The following is a 20,178-nucleotide window of genomic DNA, read 5'->3' on the forward strand; positions in this document are numbered from 1 at the left end:
TGCGTGACCTGTAGATGACAGACCCTGAGAAGCCAGATCACGAGAAGCACGTGTCCGACGAGGAGACCAGCACCGAGAAGGTCGGCACCGAGAAACCCGTTGCGGATGCCACTGCCACTCCGCGCGGAAAGTCGGCGCGTCGCAGCGGTTCCGGTCCTGTGGGGCCCGAGCCTGCGACCGCGCCCGAGCCGCAGCCCGCGACCGGTAAGGAGTTCTCGCTGACGGTCACCGCGAGCGGGATCAAGCGCGCACTCGGTGCGTTCCTGGTCATCGCCCTGATCGCGGCTGTCGGGTTCCTCGGCTGGCGGACGTACACCTTGCAGAGCGAGGCGACCGCCTTCGCCGACGCCAAGACCGCCTCGGCGGATTTCGTCACCAAGCTGGTGACGACCCTCAACGCCGACAATGCGGGCAACTCCAAGGAACTGCTCGGTCCGCTGTCGACCGGGGAGCTGCGCAAGCGTCTCGAGCAGGAGCGCGCCGACACCGAGCAGAATGTCGAGGCCCTCAAGATCGAGGTGTCCTCGAAGATCAGTGTCGTCGCGGTCGAGACGGTGGAGACCGACTCCGCCAAGACGGTCGTGATGGCCGAGGTGACCGGCCGAAGCGTCAAACTACCCACCGGCGGAACCAGTCTCATGGTGTTCCGGCTCGACCTGGACAAGGAGGACGGCAAGTGGCTGGTCTCCAAGGTCGACGGCCCGCCCGGTAGCCCCAGCGGTCAGATCGACCCGTCGCAGTCGTTGCCGGGTGCCGGCGGTGCTCCCGCGCCGCAGCCGAGTCCCGCGCCGGCCCCCAACCCGGGCGGCTAGCCCGAGAGCTCAGTCGCGGACGAGGATCGCCACCGGGTGGTCGGTCCTCGCCGCGGCGAGATCGACGGTGTCGGAATGGGTGACGCCGGTGCGGACATCACGCCAGCGAGTGCCGCGCGGCAACTCGATGACGGTGTCGGCCGCCGATTCGGGTTTGAGGCTGTGGGTGAACCGCGCGGCGATCACGACGACCTCGGGTGCGTCGTCGGAGCCGCGGCCGAAGGCGATGGCGTGATCGGAGGCCGGACCGTCGACCGGCAGGCGGTGGTACGTGCTCGATGCACCGAATGCCTCCGGGTGCCGGCGCGGACACCGAGCGCGGTACGCACGAGTTCGGCCTTCGGATGTTCCAGGGACCGAGCGAAATCCACCGGCCGTCGGTTGTCCGGGTCGACGAGTGAGTCGTCCCACCATTCGGTGCCCTGATAGATGTCGGGGACGCCGGGTCCGAGGAGTGCGATCGCCTTGCGGGCGAGGGTCTCCTGCCGCCAGGCGGAGGAGGTCCGGGCGACCAGATCGCTGACCGCGGTCGCGATCGGATCGGTGGTCACCTGGTGGATCCAGCGCTCGATCGCCGTTTCGAAGTCCTCGTCGATCTCGGTCCACGTGGTGCGGAGTCCGGCCTCACGCGAGGCCTTGCGGGCGTACTCGACGAGGCGCGCACGCAACTCATCCGTGACCTCGCCATCGGCCGGCCAGACACCGAAGATGTTCTGCAGCAGGAAGTAGCACGTCAGGTTGTCCGGGATCTCGGTCCCCAGCCAGACGCGTTCGATGACCAGCGACCATCGTTCGGGCACCTGCGAGAGGAGTGCGATCCGGGCGCGGACGTCCTCGCCCCGCTTGGTGTCGTGCGTCGACGTCGCGGTCATCGCCAGCGGCCAGCGACGGGCGCGTTGGGCGTTGTGATCGTGGAATTCGTTGAGCGACACCGCCGGATTCGCCGGATCGCCGCCCACCTCCTGAGCCGACACCAACCGCGCGGTGCGGTAGAAGAGGCTGTCCTCGACGCTCTTCGCCGTCACCGCGCCACAGGTCTGCGCCAGGCGTGAGGTCGCGGCACCGGGACTCCGGGTGGCGCGCATGATGGCATCGAGTGCTCGTGTCAGCGAGGGGTTCGCGGCGGCGATCCGTACGGCGGTCGTTTCCAGGCGCGGCCGCAGGGACGGATAGTCGGCGCGGTACACCCCGAGGGCGGCGATGAGTTCGGCGCAGGCGTCGGCGATGGATTCGGAGTCGGCGGCCGGGTCGGAATGGGTGATCGTCCGGACGAGTCGTCGCAGTTCGGTGGGGAAGGACTCGCGCAGCGTCGTCAGCTTGCGCTGGTGCTCCACCGACGCGAACCACTGCGCGTCGCCGGTGTCGCCGGTGAGGTGCTCGTTGAGTTCGGTGAGTTGCACGACGCCAGACGGTGCGACGAACAGCCCGTCGATGATCCGCATCTGGTCGTAGCCGGTGGTGCCCTCGACGGGCAGCGTCGGTTCGAGGGGCTCGTCCGGGGCGAGGATCTTCTCGATGTAGATCAGCCGGTCGTCGCCGACGTCGTGGCGGAGATTGCGGAGGTACTGCTGGGGGTCCCAGAGTCCGTCCGGATGATCGACGCGCACGCCGTCGATGAGGTCCTCGGCGATGAGCTCCCGCAGCCACCCGTGGGTGGCGTCGTAGACCGCGGGGTCCTCCTGCCGGAGGCCGGCGAGTTCGTTGACGGTGAAGAACCGGCGGTACCCGATCAGCCCGCTGTTCCACGGCACGAGCTTGTAGTGCTGGCGCGCATGGACTTCCGCGGCGGTCCCGTCCGCGGTCCCGGGGGCGATCGGGAAGGCGTGGTCGTAGTACCGCAGGTTGCCCTGCTCGTCGATCTCGAGCGGACTCAGGTCGCCGTCGGCGGCGACGACCGGCAGCGCGATCTTCCCGTCGGCGCCGTTGTCGTCGCTGAGGTCGACGTCGAAGTACGAGGCGTATTGCGACCGGTGGCCGTGACGGAGCAGGTCGGCGAACCACGGGTTGGCGAGCGCATCCGCCACACCGGTGTGGTTGGGGACGATGTCGATGATGATGCCGAGCCCGCGATCGGTTGCCGCGCGGCGGAGTTCACGCAGACCGTCGATGCCCCCGAGGACATCGGACACGGCGGGCGGCGGAAGCCAGTCGTAGCCGTGGGTGGACCCGGCCGCGGCCGTGCCGATGGGGGACAGGTAGACGTGACTGACCCCCAGGTCGACGAGGTGATCCAGCGTCGCGGTGACATCGGCGAACCCGAAGTCGCCGTTGAGTTGGAACCTGTAGGTGGCCCGCGGTGTCGGTCGTGTGCTCATCGAGGCGGTGCCCAAGGTCAGGACGTCTTCCGCAGGACGAGCACGGACCGGCCGCCGACCGTCACCGAATCTCGGCAGGCGGCGGTCAGATCCGAGTCGCCGGTCGGATGGGTGGTGTCGAGTTCACCGACCCACTCGAGGCCGTATTGTTCCGGCGGTAGATGGAAGTCGATGGGTTCGTAGTGGGCGTTGAAGCAGATGAAGAACGAGTCGTCGACGACCCATTCACCCCGTTCGTCCTTCTCGCCGAGCCCCTTTCCGTTCAGGAACACCGCGAGACTCTTGCCGAAGCCGCTGTCCCAGTCCGCGGACGTCATCTCCACACCGGCGGGTGTGAGCCACGCGATGTCGAGGGACTGATCGCCCCACCGGATCGGCTTGCCGCCGAAGAAGCGTCGACGGCGGAACACCGGATGCGCGGTCCGCAGCGCGATGGCCTTGCGGGTGAACTCCAGCAGATCGGCGTTCTCCTCGGCGAGAGACCAGTCCACCCAGGACAATTCGGAGTCCTGGCAGTACACGTTGTTGTTGCCCTGCTGGGTGCGGCCGATCTCGTCACCGTGGGCCAGCATCGGCGTGCCCTGCGACAGGAAGAGCGTCGCCAGGATGTTGCGCTGTTGCCGGGCACGCAGGGCGTTGATCTCGGGATCGTCCGTCGGGCCCTCGACGCCACAGTTCCAGGATCGGTTGTGGCTCTCGCCGTCGCGGTTGTCCTCACCGTTGGCCATGTTGTGTTTCTCGTTGTACGACACCAGGTCGCGCAGCGTGAAGCCGTCGTGGGCGATGACGAAGTTGATGCTCGCGAGTGGCCGCCGGCCGGTCGCCGCGTAGAGGTCCGACGACCCGGTGAGCCGGGAGGCGAACTCGCCCAGCGTCGACGGCTCGCCGCGCCAGTAGTCGCGCACCGTGTCGCGGTACTTCCCGTTCCACTCGGTCCACAACGGCGGGAAGTTGCCGACCTGATAACCGCCCTCGCCGATGTCCCACGGCTCGGCGATCAGCTTGACCTGGCTCACGACCGGATCCTGTTGCACCAGATCGAAGAACGCCGAGAGGCGGTCGACGTCGTGGAGTTCGCGGGCCAGCGTGGAGGCGAGGTCGAAGCGGAATCCGTCGACGTGCATCTCCAGGATCCAGTAGCGCAGCGAGTCCATGATCAGCTGCAGCGTGTGCGGATGCCGGCCGTTGAGGCTGTTGCCGGTACCCGTGTAGTCCATGTACATCTCGGGCTCGCCGTCGACGAGGCGGTAGTAGGCCGCGTTGTCGATGCCGCGGAAGCAGACCGTCGGACCCAGGTGGTTGCCCTCGGCGGTGTGGTTGTAGACCACGTCGAGGATGACCTCGATGCCCGCGTTGTGGAATTCGCGGACCATCGCCTTGAACTCGGTGACCGCGCTGGCGGGTTGATCCGGGGTCGACGAGTACTCGATGTGCGGCGCGAGGAATCCGAAGGTGTTGTATCCCCAGTAGTTTCGCAACCCCTGGTCGCGGAGGGTGAAATCCTGCATGAACTGGTGGACCGGCATCAGTTCGATCGCGGTGACACCCAGCGACTTCAGGTGATCGATGATCACCGGATGGCAGAGGCCCGCGTAGGTGCCGCGTAGGTTCTCGGGCACGCCGGGATGGGTGGCGGTCATGCCCTTGACGTGGGCCTCGTAGATGACCGTCTGGTGGTAGGGGCGATTGGGCGAGCGGTCGTTCTGCCAGTCGAAATACGGGTTGATGACCACCGAGACCATCGTGTGCCCGAGCGAGTCGAGCCCGGGCATCGGGTGCTCGGGAGCGGGCGGGTTCTCCGGAAGAGGTTCGAGTTCAACCGTTTCCGCATCGTCGGTGGCCTCGGCGACCTCGCCGTCGGTGGCCTCGGGTGCGGCCTCGTCCTCTGCCGCGTCGACCTCCGAAGCGTCGGCGTCCGCCACAGGTTCCTCGGTGGGGTCCTCGGGCGGGCCCTCCGCGTCGTCGGGCGTCGGCAGGGGGTAGGAGAACAGTGAGGCGTCACCGTCGAAGTCGCCGTGGAAAGCCTTGCCGTACGGGTCGAGAAGCAGCTTGCTCGGGTCGCATCGCAGTCCGCGGGAGGGGTCGTAGGGGCCGTGCACGCGGAAGCCGTAGAACTGTCCCGGCACCACGTTCGGCAGGTAGCAGTGCCAGCAGTAGCCGTCGACCTCTTCGAGACGGATGCGACGTTCCTTGCCGTCCCGGTCGATGAGGCACAGCTCGACGGCTTCGGCGACCTCGGAGAACAGCGAGAAGTTGGTTCCCGCACCGTCGTAGGTCGCCCCGAGCGGGTACGGGGTGCCCGGCCACACCGGGATCGGTGCGGGTTCGGGTTCGACGAGTGCGTCGGCCTGGACCGGGTCGTCCGGCATGGGGAGCGGCGGGGTGTCGCTCGTACCCGGATCCGGTTGTTCACCCGCGGTTGGCGAAGCGGTACTGCCCACCTTCGGAGACGACGTCATGGGTTGACCCTAGTCGTGTTGTGTCAGGTGGTCATCTCGGAGAGCGAAACGTCCGCCCGGAGCGGCCGGTCCGCCCGGCGGCTTATACGCGACACCGGAAGGAATGTGAAAGACGCAGGTCACGGCACCTGCGGGCCGGTCCAGGGCAGTTGGGCCTCCATCTGCCGGCCGAGCTCGTCGGTGAGACTCCGGACAAACGTGGCCGAGAGGTGATGGGGGTCCTTGTAGACGGTGATGTTGCCGATGATCGCCGGGCAGAAGTCGTCGGTGCAGATGCCGTTCGACATGTCCAGCGGGTGGAAGTCGGGGCGGGTGGCGGCGAGCTCGAGCGCCGGGTCCTCGGGTGCGAGGACGGCGGCACGTCGCGAACCGCAGCTCTCCGCGTCGCCGCCGTCGGCGAGGCAGATGGGCGTGTCGATGGTGCCCTTGCCGTTCTTCGGCCACGGCGTGTCCCGCATGCCGAACACCGGGACGCCGGCACCGAGGAAGCGATCGAAGATCGGGGTGTAGTCCGGCGGCACCCAGTCGCCGGGTTGGTAGTCGCGCGGTCGCGTCGAGTTGGTGAACACCGCGTCGGGTTTGTCGGCGATGACCTGTTCGATGACACGCTGGCCCCAGTCGTAACACTCGGGGTAGGGGACGCCGCGCTGTTTGGGGACCTCGTTGGTCGACAGCGGACAACCCATCTTCAGGTAGGTCTTGACCTTGAACCCGTTGCGCTTGCCGAGGGTGTCGAGCGCGGAGATCCACATCTCCGCGTGCGAGCCGCCGGCCAGTGCGATCGTGCGGGTGGCGTTCGGGTCGCCGTACACACCGACATGGATCTCGTTGTCGGTGAAGTCGCTCATGTATCCGTCGGTGGAGGTCTCCGGGTAGTCCTGGATGACTTCCAGCGCCGACGGTTGGGGATCGAGGGCGGGGACCGGCCACCCGTCGAGCAGGGCACGCGCACCCGGGTACGACCGCGGGTCGAGGTTCTTGGTGTCGACGACGATGTTGTCGACGTGGTTCTCCCACACCTTGATGGCGACGCCGGCCACCACGCTGCCGAGCAGCAGGATCGCCGTCACCACCGACGTGTAGGACAGCCACCGCGACCGTCCCGCGCGGTTGCCCCGGGGGAGGGCCGCCCGGTCACCGCCGCGGAGCGGGTCCTCGATGTAGCGCTTGGTGAGCCAGGCGAGACCGATCGACACCCCGAGGATGCCGACTCCCTCGAGGAAGTTCGCGTGGTTCTTGTCCCGCCAGGTGAGGTAGAAGATCAGCAGGGGCCAGTGCCACAGGTACAGCGAGTAGGCGATGGTGCCCAGCCACACCGGCCAGGTACTCGCCAGCATGCGGTTGGCGGCCGGCATCCCGTCCGGGGCGGCATGCGAACCGCGCGGCGCCTTCTGCAATGCGGTCGCGCCCGCCCAGATGATGATCAGCGTCGCCCCGACCGGAACGAGTGCCATCGGGCCCGGGTACTCGGCGACGCCGTCGATCCAGAACCCGCAGCTGACGATCAGCGCGAGGGCCGCGACGGTGGCGACGTTGCGCAGCCAGTTGGGGACGCGGAGGCTCGGCAGCCAGATCGCCAGCAGCCCACCGGCCAGCGGCTCCCACAGCCGCGAGAGCGTGGAGTAGTAGTTGTACGGCTGGTTGATGGCCATGCCGCGATGTGCCCACCAGAACGATCCCAGCGCGACCACGAAGACCGCGGCGCCGACCAGGAATCTGATGACCCGCGGGTCGGCGAACGGGCGCGCGAAGTGTGCGAGCAGCTTGAGGACGCCGGCGAACGCCAGGGCGACGAGCAGGGTCAGCAGGAAGAACTGTCCCTGCATCGACATCGACCAGATGTGCTGCAGGGGACTGTTGGCCGAACTCGCGGCCAGGTAGTCCTGGGAGTTCAGAGCCAGGTACCAGTTCTGGTAGTAGAGGGCGCTGGCCACGACCTCGTTGCCGATGTTGGCCCAGCGGGTCTGCGGCAGGACCACGACGGTGAGCACCGTGACCGCGAGGAGCACGGTGATCAGTGCGGGCAGCAGTCGCTTCAGTAGTCGCTTCAGTCGCGGCCACGGATCGAGGGTGTCGCGGAAGGTGACGTTCGGCTTCTGCGCGTAGATCGCATGCCGGAGGAGCGAACCGAGGAAGAAGTATCCCGACAGGGTGAGGAAGACGTCGACGCCGCCGGAGACCTTCCCGAACCACACGTGGAAACAGGCCACGAGGGTGATCGCGATGCCGCGCAGTCCGTCGAGGTCGGTGCGGTAGGCAGGGGTCGTCGGCGTCGAGGGGGCCGACTCCGGCGCCACTACTCGAGTCGTCGATGCCACAGAGAAGTCTTTCGGGTCGGGAACGGTTTCGGCCGGGTAGCAATGTACCCGCAGAAGCTGTGAATTCCTGAGTCGTGACGGTCGCGACACCCGGTGGAGTTGGTCACGGGGCGCAGGAATGTCAGCGACGCGCTCGGGTGCGGGCCCCGTCGAGGATGATCGTCAGTCCGTCGACGAACTCGCCGGTGAAGTCGCGGCCCGACGGTTCGATGACGCCGAGGCGTTCCATCTGTGCGCGGGTCTGTTCCTCGATGGTCAGGCCGATGACGAGCTGACAGATCGCGACGCCGGCGGCCTCCGCGTCACGCAGCGAGAGCCCGCCGGAATGTCCGGCCGCGACGATGTCTGCGGCGATGGCCTTGGTGGACAGGCCGCTGGCCCAGCTCGACGACACGACCTCGGCGCTGTCGGGCACCTCCAGCAGGGCCGCGCGCATCCCGGTGGCGAGCAGCCGCAGCCGCTCGTCCCACCGCAGATCGGCGGCGGGGATCGTCACCGCGCCCAGGATGTCGTCGGCCAGAGCGGCCAGCAGGGTCTGTTTGTTGGGGAAATGCCAGTACAGGGCGTTGGGGCGAACCCCGAGCTCCGTGGCGAGCCGGCGCATCGACAGGTCGGCCAGGCTGTGCTCGCGCAGGATGTCGCGGGCGGCGCGGAGGACGTCGGTGCGGCTGTTGCTCACGCGGTCAGCGTAGTGACCCCGATCGGGCCGCCCGACGCGAGCCACCTGTACACCGTCCAGGCTCTCCCTGTACGGTGTTCAGGAATCCTGGACGGTGTCCAGGCGATCCGGGGAGAGCAGGAGGAGTGCGTCGTGGACCAGGCCGAGGTCAGCCGCGTCGACGCCGAGCACATCTGGCATCCCTACGGGGCACTGCCCGCAACGACCGAACCCCTGGTGGTCGCGTCGGCGTCGGGGGTTCACCTGGAGCTGGCCGACGGACGATCGGTGGTCGACGGCATGAGTTCGTGGTGGGCCGCGATCCACGGTTACCGGCACCCGCGCCTCGACGCCGCGGCCGCCGTCCAGATGGGGCGCATGTCGCATGTCATGTTCGGTGGCCTCACCCACGAACCCGCCGCGCGGCTCGCGCAACTCCTCGTCGAACTCACCCCCGAACCGTTGCAGAAGGTGTTCTTCTGCGATTCGGGATCGGTCTCGGTCGAGGTCGCGGCGAAGATGGCATTGCAGTACTGGCGGAGCCGCGGGGAGACGCAGCGCACCCGTCTGCTGACCTGGCGCGGTGGCTACCACGGGGACACCTTCACCCCGATGAGCGTCTGCGACCCCGACGGCGGCATGCACGCGATGTGGTCGGCGGTGCTCGCACGGCAGGTCTTCGTCGACGCACCTCCGGCCGACTTCCGACCGGAGTACGTGGCCACCCTGGAGGACGCGGTCCGCGAGCACCGCGACGAGCTCGCCGCCGTCATCGTCGAACCGGTCGTCCAGGGCGCCGGCGGTATGCGCTTCCACGACCCTGCATATCTGTCCGCCCTGCGCGACATCTGCGACCGTCACGGCGTCCTGCTGATCTTCGACGAGATCGCCACCGGCTTCGGCCGGACCGGAACCCTCTTCGCCGCCGACGCCGCGCGGGTCGCCCCCGACATCATGTGTGTCGGCAAGGCGCTCACCGGCGGATACATGACGCTCGCGGCGACACTCTGCACGTCCCATCTCGCCGAGGTCATCAGCGCGGGGGAGGCCGGCGGACTCGCCCACGGCCCGACGTTCATGGCCAACCCGCTCGCCTGCGCGGTGGCCGTCGCCGCGATCGAGCTGCTGCTGGAGACGCCTGGGCCGAGCGCGTGGCGGAGATCGGTGCGGGCCTCGCCGAGGGGCTGGCGCCGTTGCGGGACCTCGACGGCATTGTCGACGTCCGCGTACACGGTGCGATCGGCGTCGTCGAACTCGACCGTCCCGTCGACATGCCGGCGGCCACCGCGGCCGCGATCGACGCCGGCGCGTGGCTGCGGCCCTTCCGCAACCTCGTCTACACGATGCCGCCGTTCATCTGCACGCCCGAGGACGTCGCGACGATCGTCCGCGGAATCTCCGCAGCCGTGCGTGCCACGCTCGGCGAAACATCCTCTGCATCTTCCGAACTCGTGGGGGCGCGATCATGACGATCACCTCGGGACAGCCGGTGGCCGGCCAGGATGTCACCTCGGGTGAGGTCGGACTCGCCTGGCTCGCCCGTGCCGCACGTGATCGTGCCGAGGCCGGCCTGCATCGCGAGCCGCATGTCCGACGAGCCGGTGCCGACGCCGTCAATCTCGGCTCGAACGACTACCTCGGACTGTCGACGCACCCCGACGTCATCGCCGGTGCGCAGGCCGCGGCCGCGCAGTGGGGTGGCGGGTCGACGGCGTCGAGGCTCGTCGTCGGCACCACCGCGGCCCATGTCGACCTCGAGAACGAACTGGCCGATTTCCTTGGTTTTCCTGCAGCACTAACCTTTTCGTCTGGCTATCTCGCCAACGTCGGTGCGGTGACCGCACTCGCCGGACGCGGCGATTTGATTGTCAGTGACACCGGGTCGCATGCGTCGCTGATCGACGGGTGCCGCCTGTCTCGGGCACGCGTGGTGGTCGTCGACCGCGGCGATCACGAGGCAGTACGGGCCGCGCTTGCCGCGCGCACCGAGGAACGTGCTCTCGTGGTCACCGACTCGGTGTACAGCATCGACGGTGAGCCGGCCCCGGTCGCCGACCTGTACGCCGCGGCCCGCGCGCACGGTGCGGTGCTGCTCGTCGATGAGGCCCACGCCGTCGGCGTTCGCGGTCCCGGTGGACGCGGGCTCGTTGCCGAACAGGGACTTTCCGGTGCGCCGGATCTGGTGGTCACCACGGTCTTGTCCAAGTCCTTCGGGGCGCAGGGTGGGGTGGTCCTCGGACCGGAGATCCTCCGGTCGCACCTGATCGACTGCGCGCGCCCGTTCATCTTCGACACCGGACTGAATCCGGCGGCGGTCGGCGCGGCTCGTGCCGCACTACGAGTACTGCGGGCCTACCCCGCGCTGCCGGACCGGTTGCGGGACAACGCTCGCCACCTGGCGCGCGCTTGCGGCGTCGACGAGCCTGCCGCCGCCGTCATCTCGATCATCGTCGGCGATCCGCAGCGAGCCGTCGACGCGGCCGCGGCCTGCCGTGATCGCGGAGTCCTAGTCGGGTGCTTCCGCCCGCCGTCGGTCCCGCCGGGCACATCCCGCCTGCGGATCACCGTCCGCGCCGACCTCGACGCCGCGACTCTCGACCACGTCGCCGAGGTCGTCGACGCCGCGCTACGTGAGGTGGGTGCCCGATGAACGCACAGCCATCTCCGGCCCGAGGTCGCGTCCTTGCCGTCACCGGTACCTCGACCGACGTCGGCAAGACGGTCGTCACCGCCGCCCTCGCCGCTGCGGGACGCATGGACACCGTCGCCATCTGCAAACCCGTCCAAACCGGCGTCGCCCCAACCGAACCCGGCGACCTCGCCGAAGTCGTGCGCCTGGCGGGGGACGTGAGTGCGGTCGAGTCCTATCGCTACCCCGAGCCGCTCGCACCGGACACCGCGGCGCGGCGTGCGGGTATGCCGCTCGCCGATCCGTCGGTGATCGTGCGCGCGGTCGACGACCTCGCGGCCACCCACGACCTCACCCTCGTCGAAGGGGCCGGTGGGGTCCTGGTGCGGCTGGGGGAGTCCGCGACGATCCTCGACATCGCCGCCGAGACCCTCGTGCCCGACACAGGCGACGGCGTCGTCATCGTCGTGGCTCCCGGCCTCGGTGCCCTCAACCACGCCGAGCTGACCGTGAATGCGGTGCGCGCACGGGGACTCCGGCCGGCGGGGCTCGTGATCGGCTGGTGGCCGGAGGAGCCCGACCTCGCCATGCGCTGCAACCGATCCGACCTGCCGCGGATCACCGGTGTCCCGGTGGTGGGTGTGCTGCCCGCCGGGGCTGCCTCCCTCGATCCCGCGGAGTTCCGTCGAACCGCCCCGACGTGGTTCGACCCCGACTGGCTGGCCGGATCACTCACCAGTCGTCGGGCCTCGTTCGCCCACACCCCGTAGCTCGATCCAGCCCGCCCGAACCGATTCCAGTACAAGGAGTTCAGCCCCGTGACACAGGCAACCGTCGACACCGCCCACGACGCACAGACGTCCGATGACATCCTCGCCACCGCCCGCGAACAGGTACTCGAGCGTGGTGAACCGCTCGACCGTGAGCAGGTCCTGGCCGTGCTGCGCCTGGACGACGATCGCCTGACCGAGCTGCTTCAGCTCGCCCACGACGTGCGCATGAAGTGGTGCGGTCCGGAGGTCGAGGTCGAGGGCATCATCTCGTTGAAGACCGGTGGCTGCCCGGAGGACTGTCACTTCTGCTCGCAGTCGGGACTTTTCGCCTCGCCGGTGCGCAGCGCCTGGATCGACATCCCGTCGCTGGTGGAGGCCGCCAAGCAGACCGCCAAGACCGGTGCGACCGAGTTCTGCATCGTCGCCGCCGTCCGTGGCCCCGACGAGCGTCTGCTGAGCCAGGTCGCCGCCGGCATCGAGGCGATCCGCAACGAGGTCGACATCCAGATCGCCTGCAGCCTCGGGATGCTCACCCAGGAGCAGGTCGATCAGCTCCGCGACATGGGTGTGCACCGCTACAACCACAACCTGGAGACCGCGCGCAGTCACTTCCCGAACGTCGTCACGACGCATACGTGGGAGGAGCGTTGGGACACGCTGCGCATGGTGCGCGAAGCGGGCATGGAGGTGTGCTGCGGCGGCATCCTCGGCATGGGGGAGAGCCTCGAGCAGCGCGCCGAGTTCGCCGCCGACCTGGCCGCACTCGAGCCCGACGAGGTGCCGCTGAACTTTCTCAACCCCCGCCCGGGTACGCCCTTCGGTGACCTCGAGGTGCTCCCGGCGTCCGAGGCGCTCAAGTCGGTGGCCGCCTTCCGCCTCGCCCTGCCGCGCACCATCCTGCGCTTCGCTGGCGGTCGCGAGATCACCCTGGGCGACCTCGGGGCCAAGCAGGGCATCCTCGGCGGCATCAATGCCGTCATCGTCGGCAACTACCTGACGACGCTCGGCCGGCCTGCGGAGGACGACCTCGACCTCCTCAGCGATCTGTCGATGCCGATCAAGTCGCTCAACGACACGATCTGACCTCTCCGCCACTCCCGACCTTCCCAGACGATCGGTAGCGTGTTCTTTCATGATCGACACCGTCCCGGGGCCGCTCGCCGAACCGTGCAGGTTCGGCGTGTACACCGGCCTCGAACTGGAACTGCAGGCACCCGACGCCATCCCGCCGGCCGCGCGACTGGGGCTTGAACCGCCGCGTTTCTGCGGACAGTGCGGACGTCGCATGGTCGTGCAGGTCCGTCCCGACGGCTGGAGCGCACGATGCTCCCGCCACGGGACGGTCGACTCGGCCGAACTGGGTCGTCGGTGAGCGGTCCGGTGTCCGGACGGCGTCCCGCCCGGCCGGTCACGACCCTGCTCACCGTGACCGCGGTGGTGATCGTGCTCGGCGGGGTCGCCGGCGGGATCTGGGCGCTGGTTACGCCGCCGACCACCGGCGTCGTCCTGAAGGGTCTGACTCGCGACGGCATCTCGACCGATTTCGACGGTGTCGGTGCCTTCGCGCTGATCATGTTCACCTACGGCGGCATCGCCGCACTGGTCGCGTGGGCTGCGGCGCGGCCGTGGCGAGGCGTCACCGGTTTCCTGGTGCCGGCCGCCGGCACGGTGGCCGGCTCCGCGCTCGGCGCGCAGGTCGGAATGTGGCTGGCGGGCTTCCGGTTCGACGATGACCTCGCCGGACCTCCGCTGGAGTCGGTCTACCGCGTGGTGCCCGAACTCTGGCTCGACGGCGGTACACGCGCCGGACACAGCGCGCCCTGGACGCTGCTCATCTGCGCGCCGTTCGCGTGTGCGCTCGTCTACCTGGTCTGCGTCTTGTCCTCACGTACAGCAGATCTCGGCGTCGGGGATCTCGACGACGAGCACCCCGCCGACGATCCTCCCGGGTCGGCGGTCACATCGGCGGACGCAGCGTCGCGAACTCATCTGTGACGCGTAACTCGTTGTCGGCGAAGGCATAGAGCGCCGGCGGCCGCCCGCCGGACCGGCCCGTCTTGCCGACGGTACCGGTGGACACCACCACGGCGCGTCGGCTCAGGATGCGCAGCAGGTTGGTCGTATCCACCGGGTAACCGAGTGCGGCGCAATAGATCTCCGACAGCTCCGACATCGGGAACTGCTTCGGTGCCAGCGCGAAAGCGATGTTGGTGTAGGAGAGTTTGGCCGCCAGTCGATGCCGGGCGGTGTCGATGATCTCGGCGTGGTCGAAGGCCACCGGCGGCAACGCGTCGACGGCGAACCAGGCCGCCCCCTCGGGCAGGGTCACCGGGCTGTCCGAGCGGACGAGACCCATGTAGGTCGACGCGATCGTGCGGACTCCGGGAACGCGTGCCGGATCGGAGAAGACCGACAGTTGCTCGAGGTGAGCGATGTCGCGGACGTCCATCGTGTCGGCGACGAGGCGTCGCGCGACGACCGACAACGTCTCGTCGCCGGCGACATCGCCGCCCGGCAGTGACCAGCGGCCGGGTTCGGTGGCGGTGCGGGAGAGCAGGACGCAGAGCGCGGCGTGGACGTCGCAGCCGTCCGCGGAAGGCGGGGTGCGGACCTGGAAGACGACGCTGAGGACCTCGACCCGTAGACCGGTCGCGTTGTCCGACGCTTGTGAGCCGTCGGAACTGGAGGGATCGGACCCGGCGGCTGGCATGGCGTCGATTGTATGGCCCCCGACGCCGCGTGATCAGCGAACCTTCGACGTCAACACGCGTGCCGCGCCGTCGGTGACCGCGATGGTGTGTTCGCTGTGCGCACCGCGAGAGCCGTCGAACGATCGGATCGTCCAGCCGTCGGCGTCGAACTTGATGCGGTCGGTGCCGAGCGTGAACCAGGGTTCGAGCGCCAGTGTCAGCCCGGGCCGCAGTTTCATTCCGCGACCGGCCTTGCCGATGTTCGCCACATGCGGGTCCTCGTGCATGGTGCGCCCGAGGCCGTGGCCGCCGAACTCCGTGTTGACGCGGTATCCGTAGGACTTGGCGACGGTTCCGATCGCGGCGGAGATGTCGCCGAGCCGGGCGTCGGGGCGGGCGGCGTCGATGGCCGCCGCCAGGGCCTCCTCGGTCGCCCGGACGAGACGCTGATCCTCCGGGCGGGGTGTGCCGACGATGACGCTGCGGGCGGAATCGGCGACCCAGCCGTCGATCGAGACCGCGATGTCCATGGACAGCAGGTCGCCGTCGGCCAGGACGTAGTCGTGGGGGAGGCCGTGCAGGACCGCATCGTTCACCGACAGGCAGATGACGTTGCGGAAGGGGCCGTGGCCGAACGAGGGCGAGTAGTCCCAGTAGCAGGATTTCGCGCCGCGATCGGCGATGAGGTCGCGGGCGCGCTGCTCGAGGTCGAGGAGATTGACCCCGACGTCGGCCCGTTCCGCGAGGTCGGCGAGCAGGTCCGCGATGAACGCGCCGGTCACCGCCATGGCGTCGACCTCGGACGGTGACTTCAGCTCGACCATTCCCATTTCCCCTTCGCTGACGTTGGCGGTATGCGGTATAGAAATACCGGACTCTCGGTATATGTATACCGCATCGGCTAGGATCGTGGGCATGGTCCGCAACCCGTTGACGCCGGAACAGATCGACGCCGGCCGCCGTCTGGGCGCCCGGCTGCGCGAACTCCGTGGCGCCCGTCCTCTCGGTGAGGTGGCCGTCAGCGCGGGGATCTCCCCGGAGACGCTGCGCAAGATCGAGACGGGCCGCATGCCGACGCCCGCGTTCGCCACCATCGCCGCGCTCGCTCGGTCGCTGAACACCTCGCTCGACGACCTGGCGGCGGTGCATGACGACACCGTCCTCGACGCCGAGGTGGCGCGCGCCGGGTGACGCCGCGTCCGTCGGGCCTCACCTACGCGGAGGTCGGTGCGACCGCCGGAGAGCTGCCGGCGGGTTATCACCATCTGCGGCGATCGCGCGTGATCGGTGCGAGCGAGGGATGTTTCACCACCGTCGCAGACCGAATCCTGAACTGGGACATGCACCGTCGCGCCGGGATCGGCGTCGACGCCTCCACTCCTGCTGCCGAGGTCGGTGCCACGGTGTCGATGCGTCTGGGCGTGGGCCCCGTGCGGATCTCTGCCGCGTGTCGGGTCATCGAGGTGATCGATTCGGGGTCGATCGATTCGGGGGCTGAGCGCGGCTTCGCCTACGGGACCCTGCCCGGTCACCCGGAGATCGGGGAGGAGCGGTTCTGGGTTCAGCGACTCCCGGACGACTCCGTGGTCGCGCACATCGTCGCGTTCTCGAGACCGGGCCGCTGGTTCACGCGACTCGGTGGCCCGATCGGGCGGGTGGCGCAGTCGCGGATCGCCGAGCGGTACCTCGACGCCTGATGTGCTCCTGACCGGTCGGCCTGCTCTGGCGCGAGGGACGACGGGAATGAACCGGGTGTGGTGAATGTTACGATGCATAGCGTTTTCGACCATGAGTCGAAAACCTGCTTCGGACACACGGCCCGTGCTCCGGGGACACCGATGACCCGGTGGTGGTAGACGCCCGCCGGGACAGCCAGAGGAGTGGCAATGAGCATCACCAGTGATCGCCCGGCGGCCGTGGCCGCCCCCGGGCTCCTCGATGCCGAATGGTTCGACGCACCGGGCGGCTACGCCGGCGTCGAACCGACTCAGGAGTGGGCAGACGAGGTCCGGCGCCTCGCTCGTGCCCGCAATGCGACGCTGCTCGCGCACAACTACCAGCTTCCCGCCATCCAGGACGTCGCCGATCACGTCGGTGACTCCCTTGCCCTGTCGCGCATCGCGGCCGAGGTGGACTCCGACGAGATCATCTTCTGCGGTGTCCACTTCATGGCGGAGACAGCCAAGATCCTCAGCCCTGAGAAGCGGGTACTCATCCCCGACGAGCGTGCCGGCTGCTCGCTGGCCGACTCGATCACCGCCGACGAACTGCGCGCCTGGAAGGCCGAGTTCCCGGAGGCGGTCGTCGTCTCGTATGTGAACACCACCGCCGAGGTGAAGGGTCTGACCGACATCTGCTGCACCTCGTCGAACGCCGTCGACGTCGTCGCCTCGATCGACCCGGACCGCGACGTGCTGTTCCTCCCGGACCAGTTCCTCGGTGCGCACGTCAAGCGGGAGACCGGCCGGGACAACATCCACATCTGGGCGGGCGAGTGCCACGTGCACGCCGGCATCAACGGTGACGAGCTGGCCGACCAGGCCGCGTCGCACCCCGATGCAGACCTGTTCATCCACCCCGAATGCGGCTGCGCCACTTCGGCTCTCTATCTGGCAGGTGAGGGTGCCGTGCCCGAGGATCGCGTGAAGATCCTCTCGACCGGCGGCATGCTCGACGCCGCGCGGGAGACCGGCGCCAAGCAGGTTCTCGTCGCCACCGAGATCGGCATGCTGCACCAGCTCCGCAAGGCCGCACCGGGGGTCGACTTCCAGGCCGTGAACGACCGCGCGTCGTGCCCCTACATGAAGATGATCACCCCTTCCGCACTGCTGCGCTGCCTGCGTGAGGGCCGCGACGAGGTATTCGTCGACGTCGACGTCGCGGAGAAGGCTCGCAAGAGCGTCGAGCGGATGATCGCGATCGGTAACCCGGGGTCGGGCGAGTGACCGGAAACTCTGCTGTGAGTGAAGGTTTCATCGGCCAGGCCGCGGCCGGCGGCGCGCTCGAACTGGCCATCGACGACGATGTCCGCGCCCTCATCCGTACCGCGCTCGACGAAGACCTGCGATACGGGCCCGACGTCACCACGTTGTCGACGGTCCCGGCCGGCGCTGTCGTCGACGCCGCGATCGTGAGTCGTGCGCATGGCGTGATCGCCGGTGTGCCGGTGGTGATCGCGGTGTTCGACGAGGTCATCGGCGCGGGCAATTTCGAGGTGACGGACGCCGTCGCCGACGGCAGCGTCGTCGAACCCGGCGATGTCGTCCTGCGCGTCCACGCGCCGACGGCCGCGCTCCTGACGGCCGAACGCACCGCGCTGAACCTGATCTGCCATCTGTCCGGGATCGCGACCGCGACCCGGGCGTGGGTCGACGCGGTCTCCGGCACATCCGCGCAGATTCGTGACTCCCGTAAGACGCTCCCCGGCCTGCGACTGCTGCAGAAGTATGCGGTCCGCGCAGGTGGGGGAGTCAACCACCGCATGGGTCTCGGCGACGCCGCACTGATCAAGGACAACCACGTCGTCGCCGCCGGTTCGGTCGCAGCGGCGCTGGAAGCGGTTCGCGCCGCAGCTCCGGGCCTTCCCGTCGAGGTCGAGGTCGACTCCCTGTCCCAGCTGGACGAGGTCCTGCCGCTCGAGCCGCAGCTCGTGCTGCTCGACAACTTCGAGCCGTGGGAAACCCAGATGGCCGTGCAGCGACGCAACACCCACTCGCCGCAGACCAAGCTGGAGAGCTCCGGTGGTCTGACGCTCGACGTTGCCGAGGACTACGCCCGCACGGGCGTCGACTACCTGGCCGTCGGTGCACTCACCCATTCGGTCACGGTGCTCGACCTCGGGCTGGACATCCCCGCGCCGTAGTCTGACGACGTCAGTCCGCGGCGTCATAGGCCTCACTGAGCCACCGGTGGACCTCCTCGTCCACCTCCGCGGCCCCACGCACCTCCAGGTGGTGCATCCACACGCGCGGTGAGGGGTGCGCGACTTCCTTGAAGCGGGCAGAGTCGATGCGGTGCGGAAGGGCGATCGACAACACCGCTGGTACTTCGGATCGCAGGTACAGGCCGGGACGCCACACGAAGGCGAAACCGGTCCGACGTCGAAAGTTGACTTGGCTCTTCGTAACTCGGACGGTGATGTCGTCTCCCAGTTCATGAATGGCGTCCTCGACCGCACGGTGGATCGACAGGCCCACCGGCGAGCCTGCAAAGAAGTCCTCGACCTTGTGCGGGGTGTCCATGGTCATTCTGGCTCCAGAATCGCACGGAATCCTCGACGACGGTCCACCACCTTCTTCACGACCGCGATTCTCACCGGTGCGGGTAGGCGGCGGCGAGGAGTATCGAGGCGAGGGTGGCTTCGGCGTCGGAGGCGTTGCGGAGGTCGATGATCTGGCGCATCTGGAGGCGTGGGGTATCGCCGGACTCCGGTTCGGGTCCGTGGATCTCGTTGCGTACCTGTTTGAGTTGTTCGTTGAATCGGCGGGGGATGTCGGGTCGCGGTTGATGCGTTCGGGGTTGGGTGGTGCGCCGGGTTCGGCGTTCAACCGCCAGGCGCAGCGGCCTTCGTCGGGGCCTTCACGGACCATGCGGGTGGTGTAGCCGCCGGGTTCATTGCTGACCATGCGATTGTGTTTCGGGCACGCCGGTGCGAGGTCGGTGATGTCGGTGAGTCCACCGAGACCCCAATCCAGTTGCGCGTGGTGCATTTCCACGTGCGCGGCGGATATGCCGCAGTCGGGGGTGGAACAGACCTCGCCGTCGGGTCGGGCGAAGGACACGAGACGTTGTTCACGGGTGGCCAACCTCTTGCCGCGTCCGAAGTACAGCGGGACGGCGGTGGCGTCTTTGAACACCGCCAGCCAGGGCTGGGTGTCGGCGGCCATGTTGACGAGGTCGGTGATCGGGATCAGGGTGCCGGTCGCGGTGGTGGCGAACCCGGCTTCGCGTCGTAGGTCGTTGAGATCGGCTTTGATGATCAGCTGGATGGGTAACCCGCGGTGGCTCTTACCCAGGAGTCCGTCGTCGAACACGGCTTTCAGGAGTGCGTTGAGGGCGTCGTGGTTGAGCTGGGCGGGGGTGCGGTCGTCGCGTGCGGCTGCGGCTTCGACCGCCTCGGGGTCGGCGTCCTCGATGGAACCGTGGGGGGAGTCGGGGTCGTCGGGGTTGTTCATGCCGGGTTTGGCCCAGACGGCGAGCAGCATGGTGATGCGGGCGAGGAGTTCGGGGGTGAGGTTGGCGGTCATCTTGGCGGTGCCGTCGGCGCGTTGCCGGTTGACCGACAGATTGCGTCGACGTTTGCGGTCGGTGTCGTCGGTCAGTGTGCCGTCGGGGTCGAGGTGGGCCAGCAGTCGTGCACCGAGGGCGGTGATGTCGGCGGGGGTGTGGTCGACGGCGATCTCGGCCATCTGTCGTTCGGCGGCGACCTTTACGTCGTGGTCGACGGCGTGTGGGATCTGGTCGAGGACGTCGAGTACTGCCCGGACGTGGGAGGTGCTGACCTTGCCGTCGGCCAATGCCTCTG

Annotated in this window: 16 protein-coding genes and 3 pseudogenes; 11 read left to right on the forward strand and 8 right to left on the reverse strand. The window is 68.4% G+C overall.

From position 1 onward, the window contains the following. Nucleotides 1–14: 14 nt before the first annotated feature. The gene (locus BJF87_RS24515) at nucleotides 15–812 is read left to right on the forward strand and encodes a hypothetical protein (RefSeq protein WP_006359652.1); all 798 of its coding nucleotides are present in this window, start codon (nucleotides 15–17) and stop codon (nucleotides 810–812) included. A gap of 9 nt (nucleotides 813–821) precedes the next feature. Here BJF87_RS24515 and treY read toward each other — a convergent pair. The 4 genes and pseudogenes from treY to BJF87_RS24535 all read right to left on the reverse strand — a co-directional run bounded on the left by treY (nucleotide 822) and on the right by BJF87_RS24535 (nucleotide 8,583). Beyond that, nucleotides 822–3,127: pseudogene (treY, locus tag BJF87_RS24520) on the reverse strand (malto-oligosyltrehalose synthase). A 17-nt stretch (nucleotides 3,128–3,144) separates the two neighbouring features. Beyond that, complete coding sequence (gene glgX, locus BJF87_RS24525; RefSeq protein WP_035752618.1) at nucleotides 3,145–5,586, reverse strand: glycogen debranching protein GlgX; 2,442 nt, start codon at nucleotides 5,584–5,586, stop codon at nucleotides 3,145–3,147. A gap of 119 nt (nucleotides 5,587–5,705) precedes the next feature. Continuing rightward, nucleotides 5,706–7,883, reverse strand: a complete 2,178-nt coding sequence (locus BJF87_RS24530) for an acyltransferase family protein (protein WP_006359649.1) — start codon at nucleotides 7,881–7,883, stop codon at nucleotides 5,706–5,708. A gap of 142 nt (nucleotides 7,884–8,025) precedes the next feature. Continuing rightward, complete coding sequence (locus tag BJF87_RS24535; RefSeq protein WP_006359648.1) at nucleotides 8,026–8,583, reverse strand: TetR family transcriptional regulator; 558 nt, start codon at nucleotides 8,581–8,583, stop codon at nucleotides 8,026–8,028. 132 nt (nucleotides 8,584–8,715) lie between these two features. On the opposite strand from BJF87_RS24535, the pseudogene BJF87_RS24540 reads away from it, so the two are divergent. From BJF87_RS24540 to BJF87_RS24565, 6 genes and pseudogenes are all read left to right on the forward strand, one after another. Further along, nucleotides 8,716–10,031 (forward strand): annotated as a pseudogene (locus tag BJF87_RS24540) (adenosylmethionine--8-amino-7-oxononanoate transaminase). Continuing rightward, on the forward strand, nucleotides 10,028–11,212 hold the full coding sequence (locus BJF87_RS24545) for an 8-amino-7-oxononanoate synthase (protein WP_006359646.1): 1,185 nt from the start codon (nucleotides 10,028–10,030) through the stop codon (nucleotides 11,210–11,212). The pseudogene BJF87_RS24540 and the gene BJF87_RS24545 overlap by 4 nt, the downstream one beginning before the upstream one ends. Further along, nucleotides 11,209–11,961: a dethiobiotin synthase gene (bioD, locus tag BJF87_RS24550; RefSeq protein WP_006359645.1), complete on the forward strand. Its 753-nt coding sequence runs from the start codon at nucleotides 11,209–11,211 to the stop codon at nucleotides 11,959–11,961. Before BJF87_RS24545 ends, bioD begins: the two co-directional genes overlap by 4 nt. 48 nt (nucleotides 11,962–12,009) lie before the next feature. Beyond that, nucleotides 12,010–13,047 carry a biotin synthase BioB gene (gene bioB / locus BJF87_RS24555; protein WP_006359644.1) on the forward strand — a complete coding sequence of 346 codons (1,038 nt, stop codon included), beginning with the start codon at nucleotides 12,010–12,012 and terminating at the stop codon, nucleotides 13,045–13,047. A 49-nt stretch (nucleotides 13,048–13,096) separates the two neighbouring features. Continuing rightward, nucleotides 13,097–13,336: a hypothetical protein gene (locus BJF87_RS24560; protein ID WP_005198868.1), complete on the forward strand. Its 240-nt coding sequence runs from the start codon at nucleotides 13,097–13,099 to the stop codon at nucleotides 13,334–13,336. Then, nucleotides 13,333–13,959: a DUF2567 domain-containing protein gene (locus BJF87_RS24565; protein ID WP_006359643.1), complete on the forward strand. Its 627-nt coding sequence runs from the start codon at nucleotides 13,333–13,335 to the stop codon at nucleotides 13,957–13,959. The genes BJF87_RS24560 and BJF87_RS24565 overlap by 4 nt, the downstream gene beginning before the upstream one ends. On the opposite strand, the gene BJF87_RS24570 is transcribed toward BJF87_RS24565, so the two are convergent. Both BJF87_RS24570 and map read right to left on the reverse strand, forming a co-directional pair. Continuing rightward, a complete protein-coding gene (locus BJF87_RS24570) occupies nucleotides 13,922–14,674 on the reverse strand; it encodes an NrtR DNA-binding winged helix domain-containing protein (RefSeq protein ID WP_006359642.1) in 753 nt (250 codons plus the stop codon). The two genes, BJF87_RS24565 and BJF87_RS24570, sit on opposite strands and share 38 nt — an antisense overlap. A gap of 33 nt (nucleotides 14,675–14,707) precedes the next feature. Next, a complete protein-coding gene (gene map / locus BJF87_RS24575; protein ID WP_035752613.1) occupies nucleotides 14,708–15,478 on the reverse strand; it encodes a type I methionyl aminopeptidase in 771 nt (256 codons plus the stop codon). Nucleotides 15,479–15,569: 91 nt separating this feature from the next. Here map and BJF87_RS24580 point away from each other — a divergent pair, with 91 nt between their 5' ends. From BJF87_RS24580 to nadC, 4 genes are all read left to right on the forward strand, one after another. Continuing rightward, the gene (locus tag BJF87_RS24580) at nucleotides 15,570–15,845 is read left to right on the forward strand and encodes a helix-turn-helix domain-containing protein (RefSeq protein WP_040004234.1); all 276 of its coding nucleotides are present in this window, start codon (nucleotides 15,570–15,572) and stop codon (nucleotides 15,843–15,845) included. Then, nucleotides 15,842–16,351, forward strand: coding sequence for a DUF1990 family protein (locus tag BJF87_RS24585; protein ID WP_075864068.1), 510 nt, complete (start codon nucleotides 15,842–15,844; stop codon nucleotides 16,349–16,351). Before BJF87_RS24580 ends, BJF87_RS24585 begins: the two co-directional genes overlap by 4 nt. Nucleotides 16,352–16,540: 189 nt before the next feature. Continuing rightward, complete coding sequence (nadA, locus tag BJF87_RS24590; protein WP_006359638.1) at nucleotides 16,541–17,599, forward strand: quinolinate synthase NadA; 1,059 nt, start codon at nucleotides 16,541–16,543, stop codon at nucleotides 17,597–17,599. Between the two features lie 14 nt (nucleotides 17,600–17,613). Next, entirely contained in the window at nucleotides 17,614–18,516 is a 903-nt protein-coding gene (gene nadC, locus BJF87_RS24595; protein ID WP_081724804.1) for a carboxylating nicotinate-nucleotide diphosphorylase, read from the forward strand. A 10-nt stretch (nucleotides 18,517–18,526) separates the two neighbouring features. Here the strand turns inward: nadC and BJF87_RS24600 are convergent, their stop codons facing one another. Both BJF87_RS24600 and BJF87_RS24605 read right to left on the reverse strand, forming a co-directional pair. After that, nucleotides 18,527–18,901, reverse strand: a complete 375-nt coding sequence (locus BJF87_RS24600; RefSeq protein ID WP_006359636.1) for a DUF5655 domain-containing protein — start codon at nucleotides 18,899–18,901, stop codon at nucleotides 18,527–18,529. A gap of 64 nt (nucleotides 18,902–18,965) precedes the next feature. After that, nucleotides 18,966–20,178: pseudogene (locus tag BJF87_RS24605) on the reverse strand (DUF222 domain-containing protein); the annotation flags it as partial.

Origin of the sequence: Gordonia sp. CNJ-863 (assembly GCF_001942325.1) — a bacterium.
GTDB lineage: Bacteria > Actinomycetota > Actinomycetes > Mycobacteriales > Mycobacteriaceae > Gordonia > Gordonia alkanivorans.

Coding starts and splice junctions, on each gene's coding strand:
- BJF87_RS24580 (WP_040004234.1), top strand. CDS start 15,570: ATGGTCCGCAACCCGTTGACGCCGGAACAGATCGACGCCGGCCGCCGT.
- glgX (WP_035752618.1), bottom strand. CDS start 5,586: ATGACGTCGTCTCCGAAGGTGGGCAGTACCGCTTCGCCAACCGCGGGT.
- BJF87_RS24570 (WP_006359642.1), bottom strand. CDS start 14,674: ATGCCAGCCGCCGGGTCCGATCCCTCCAGTTCCGACGGCTCACAAGCG.
- nadA (WP_006359638.1), top strand. CDS start 16,541: ATGAGCATCACCAGTGATCGCCCGGCGGCCGTGGCCGCCCCCGGGCTC.
- map (WP_035752613.1), bottom strand. CDS start 15,478: ATGGTCGAGCTGAAGTCACCGTCCGAGGTCGACGCCATGGCGGTGACC.
- bioD (WP_006359645.1), top strand. CDS start 11,209: ATGAACGCACAGCCATCTCCGGCCCGAGGTCGCGTCCTTGCCGTCACC.
- BJF87_RS24545 (WP_006359646.1), top strand. CDS start 10,028: ATGACGATCACCTCGGGACAGCCGGTGGCCGGCCAGGATGTCACCTCG.
- BJF87_RS24600 (WP_006359636.1), bottom strand. CDS start 18,901: ATGACCATGGACACCCCGCACAAGGTCGAGGACTTCTTTGCAGGCTCG.
- BJF87_RS24515 (WP_006359652.1), top strand. CDS start 15: ATGACAGACCCTGAGAAGCCAGATCACGAGAAGCACGTGTCCGACGAG.
- BJF87_RS24560 (WP_005198868.1), top strand. CDS start 13,097: ATGATCGACACCGTCCCGGGGCCGCTCGCCGAACCGTGCAGGTTCGGC.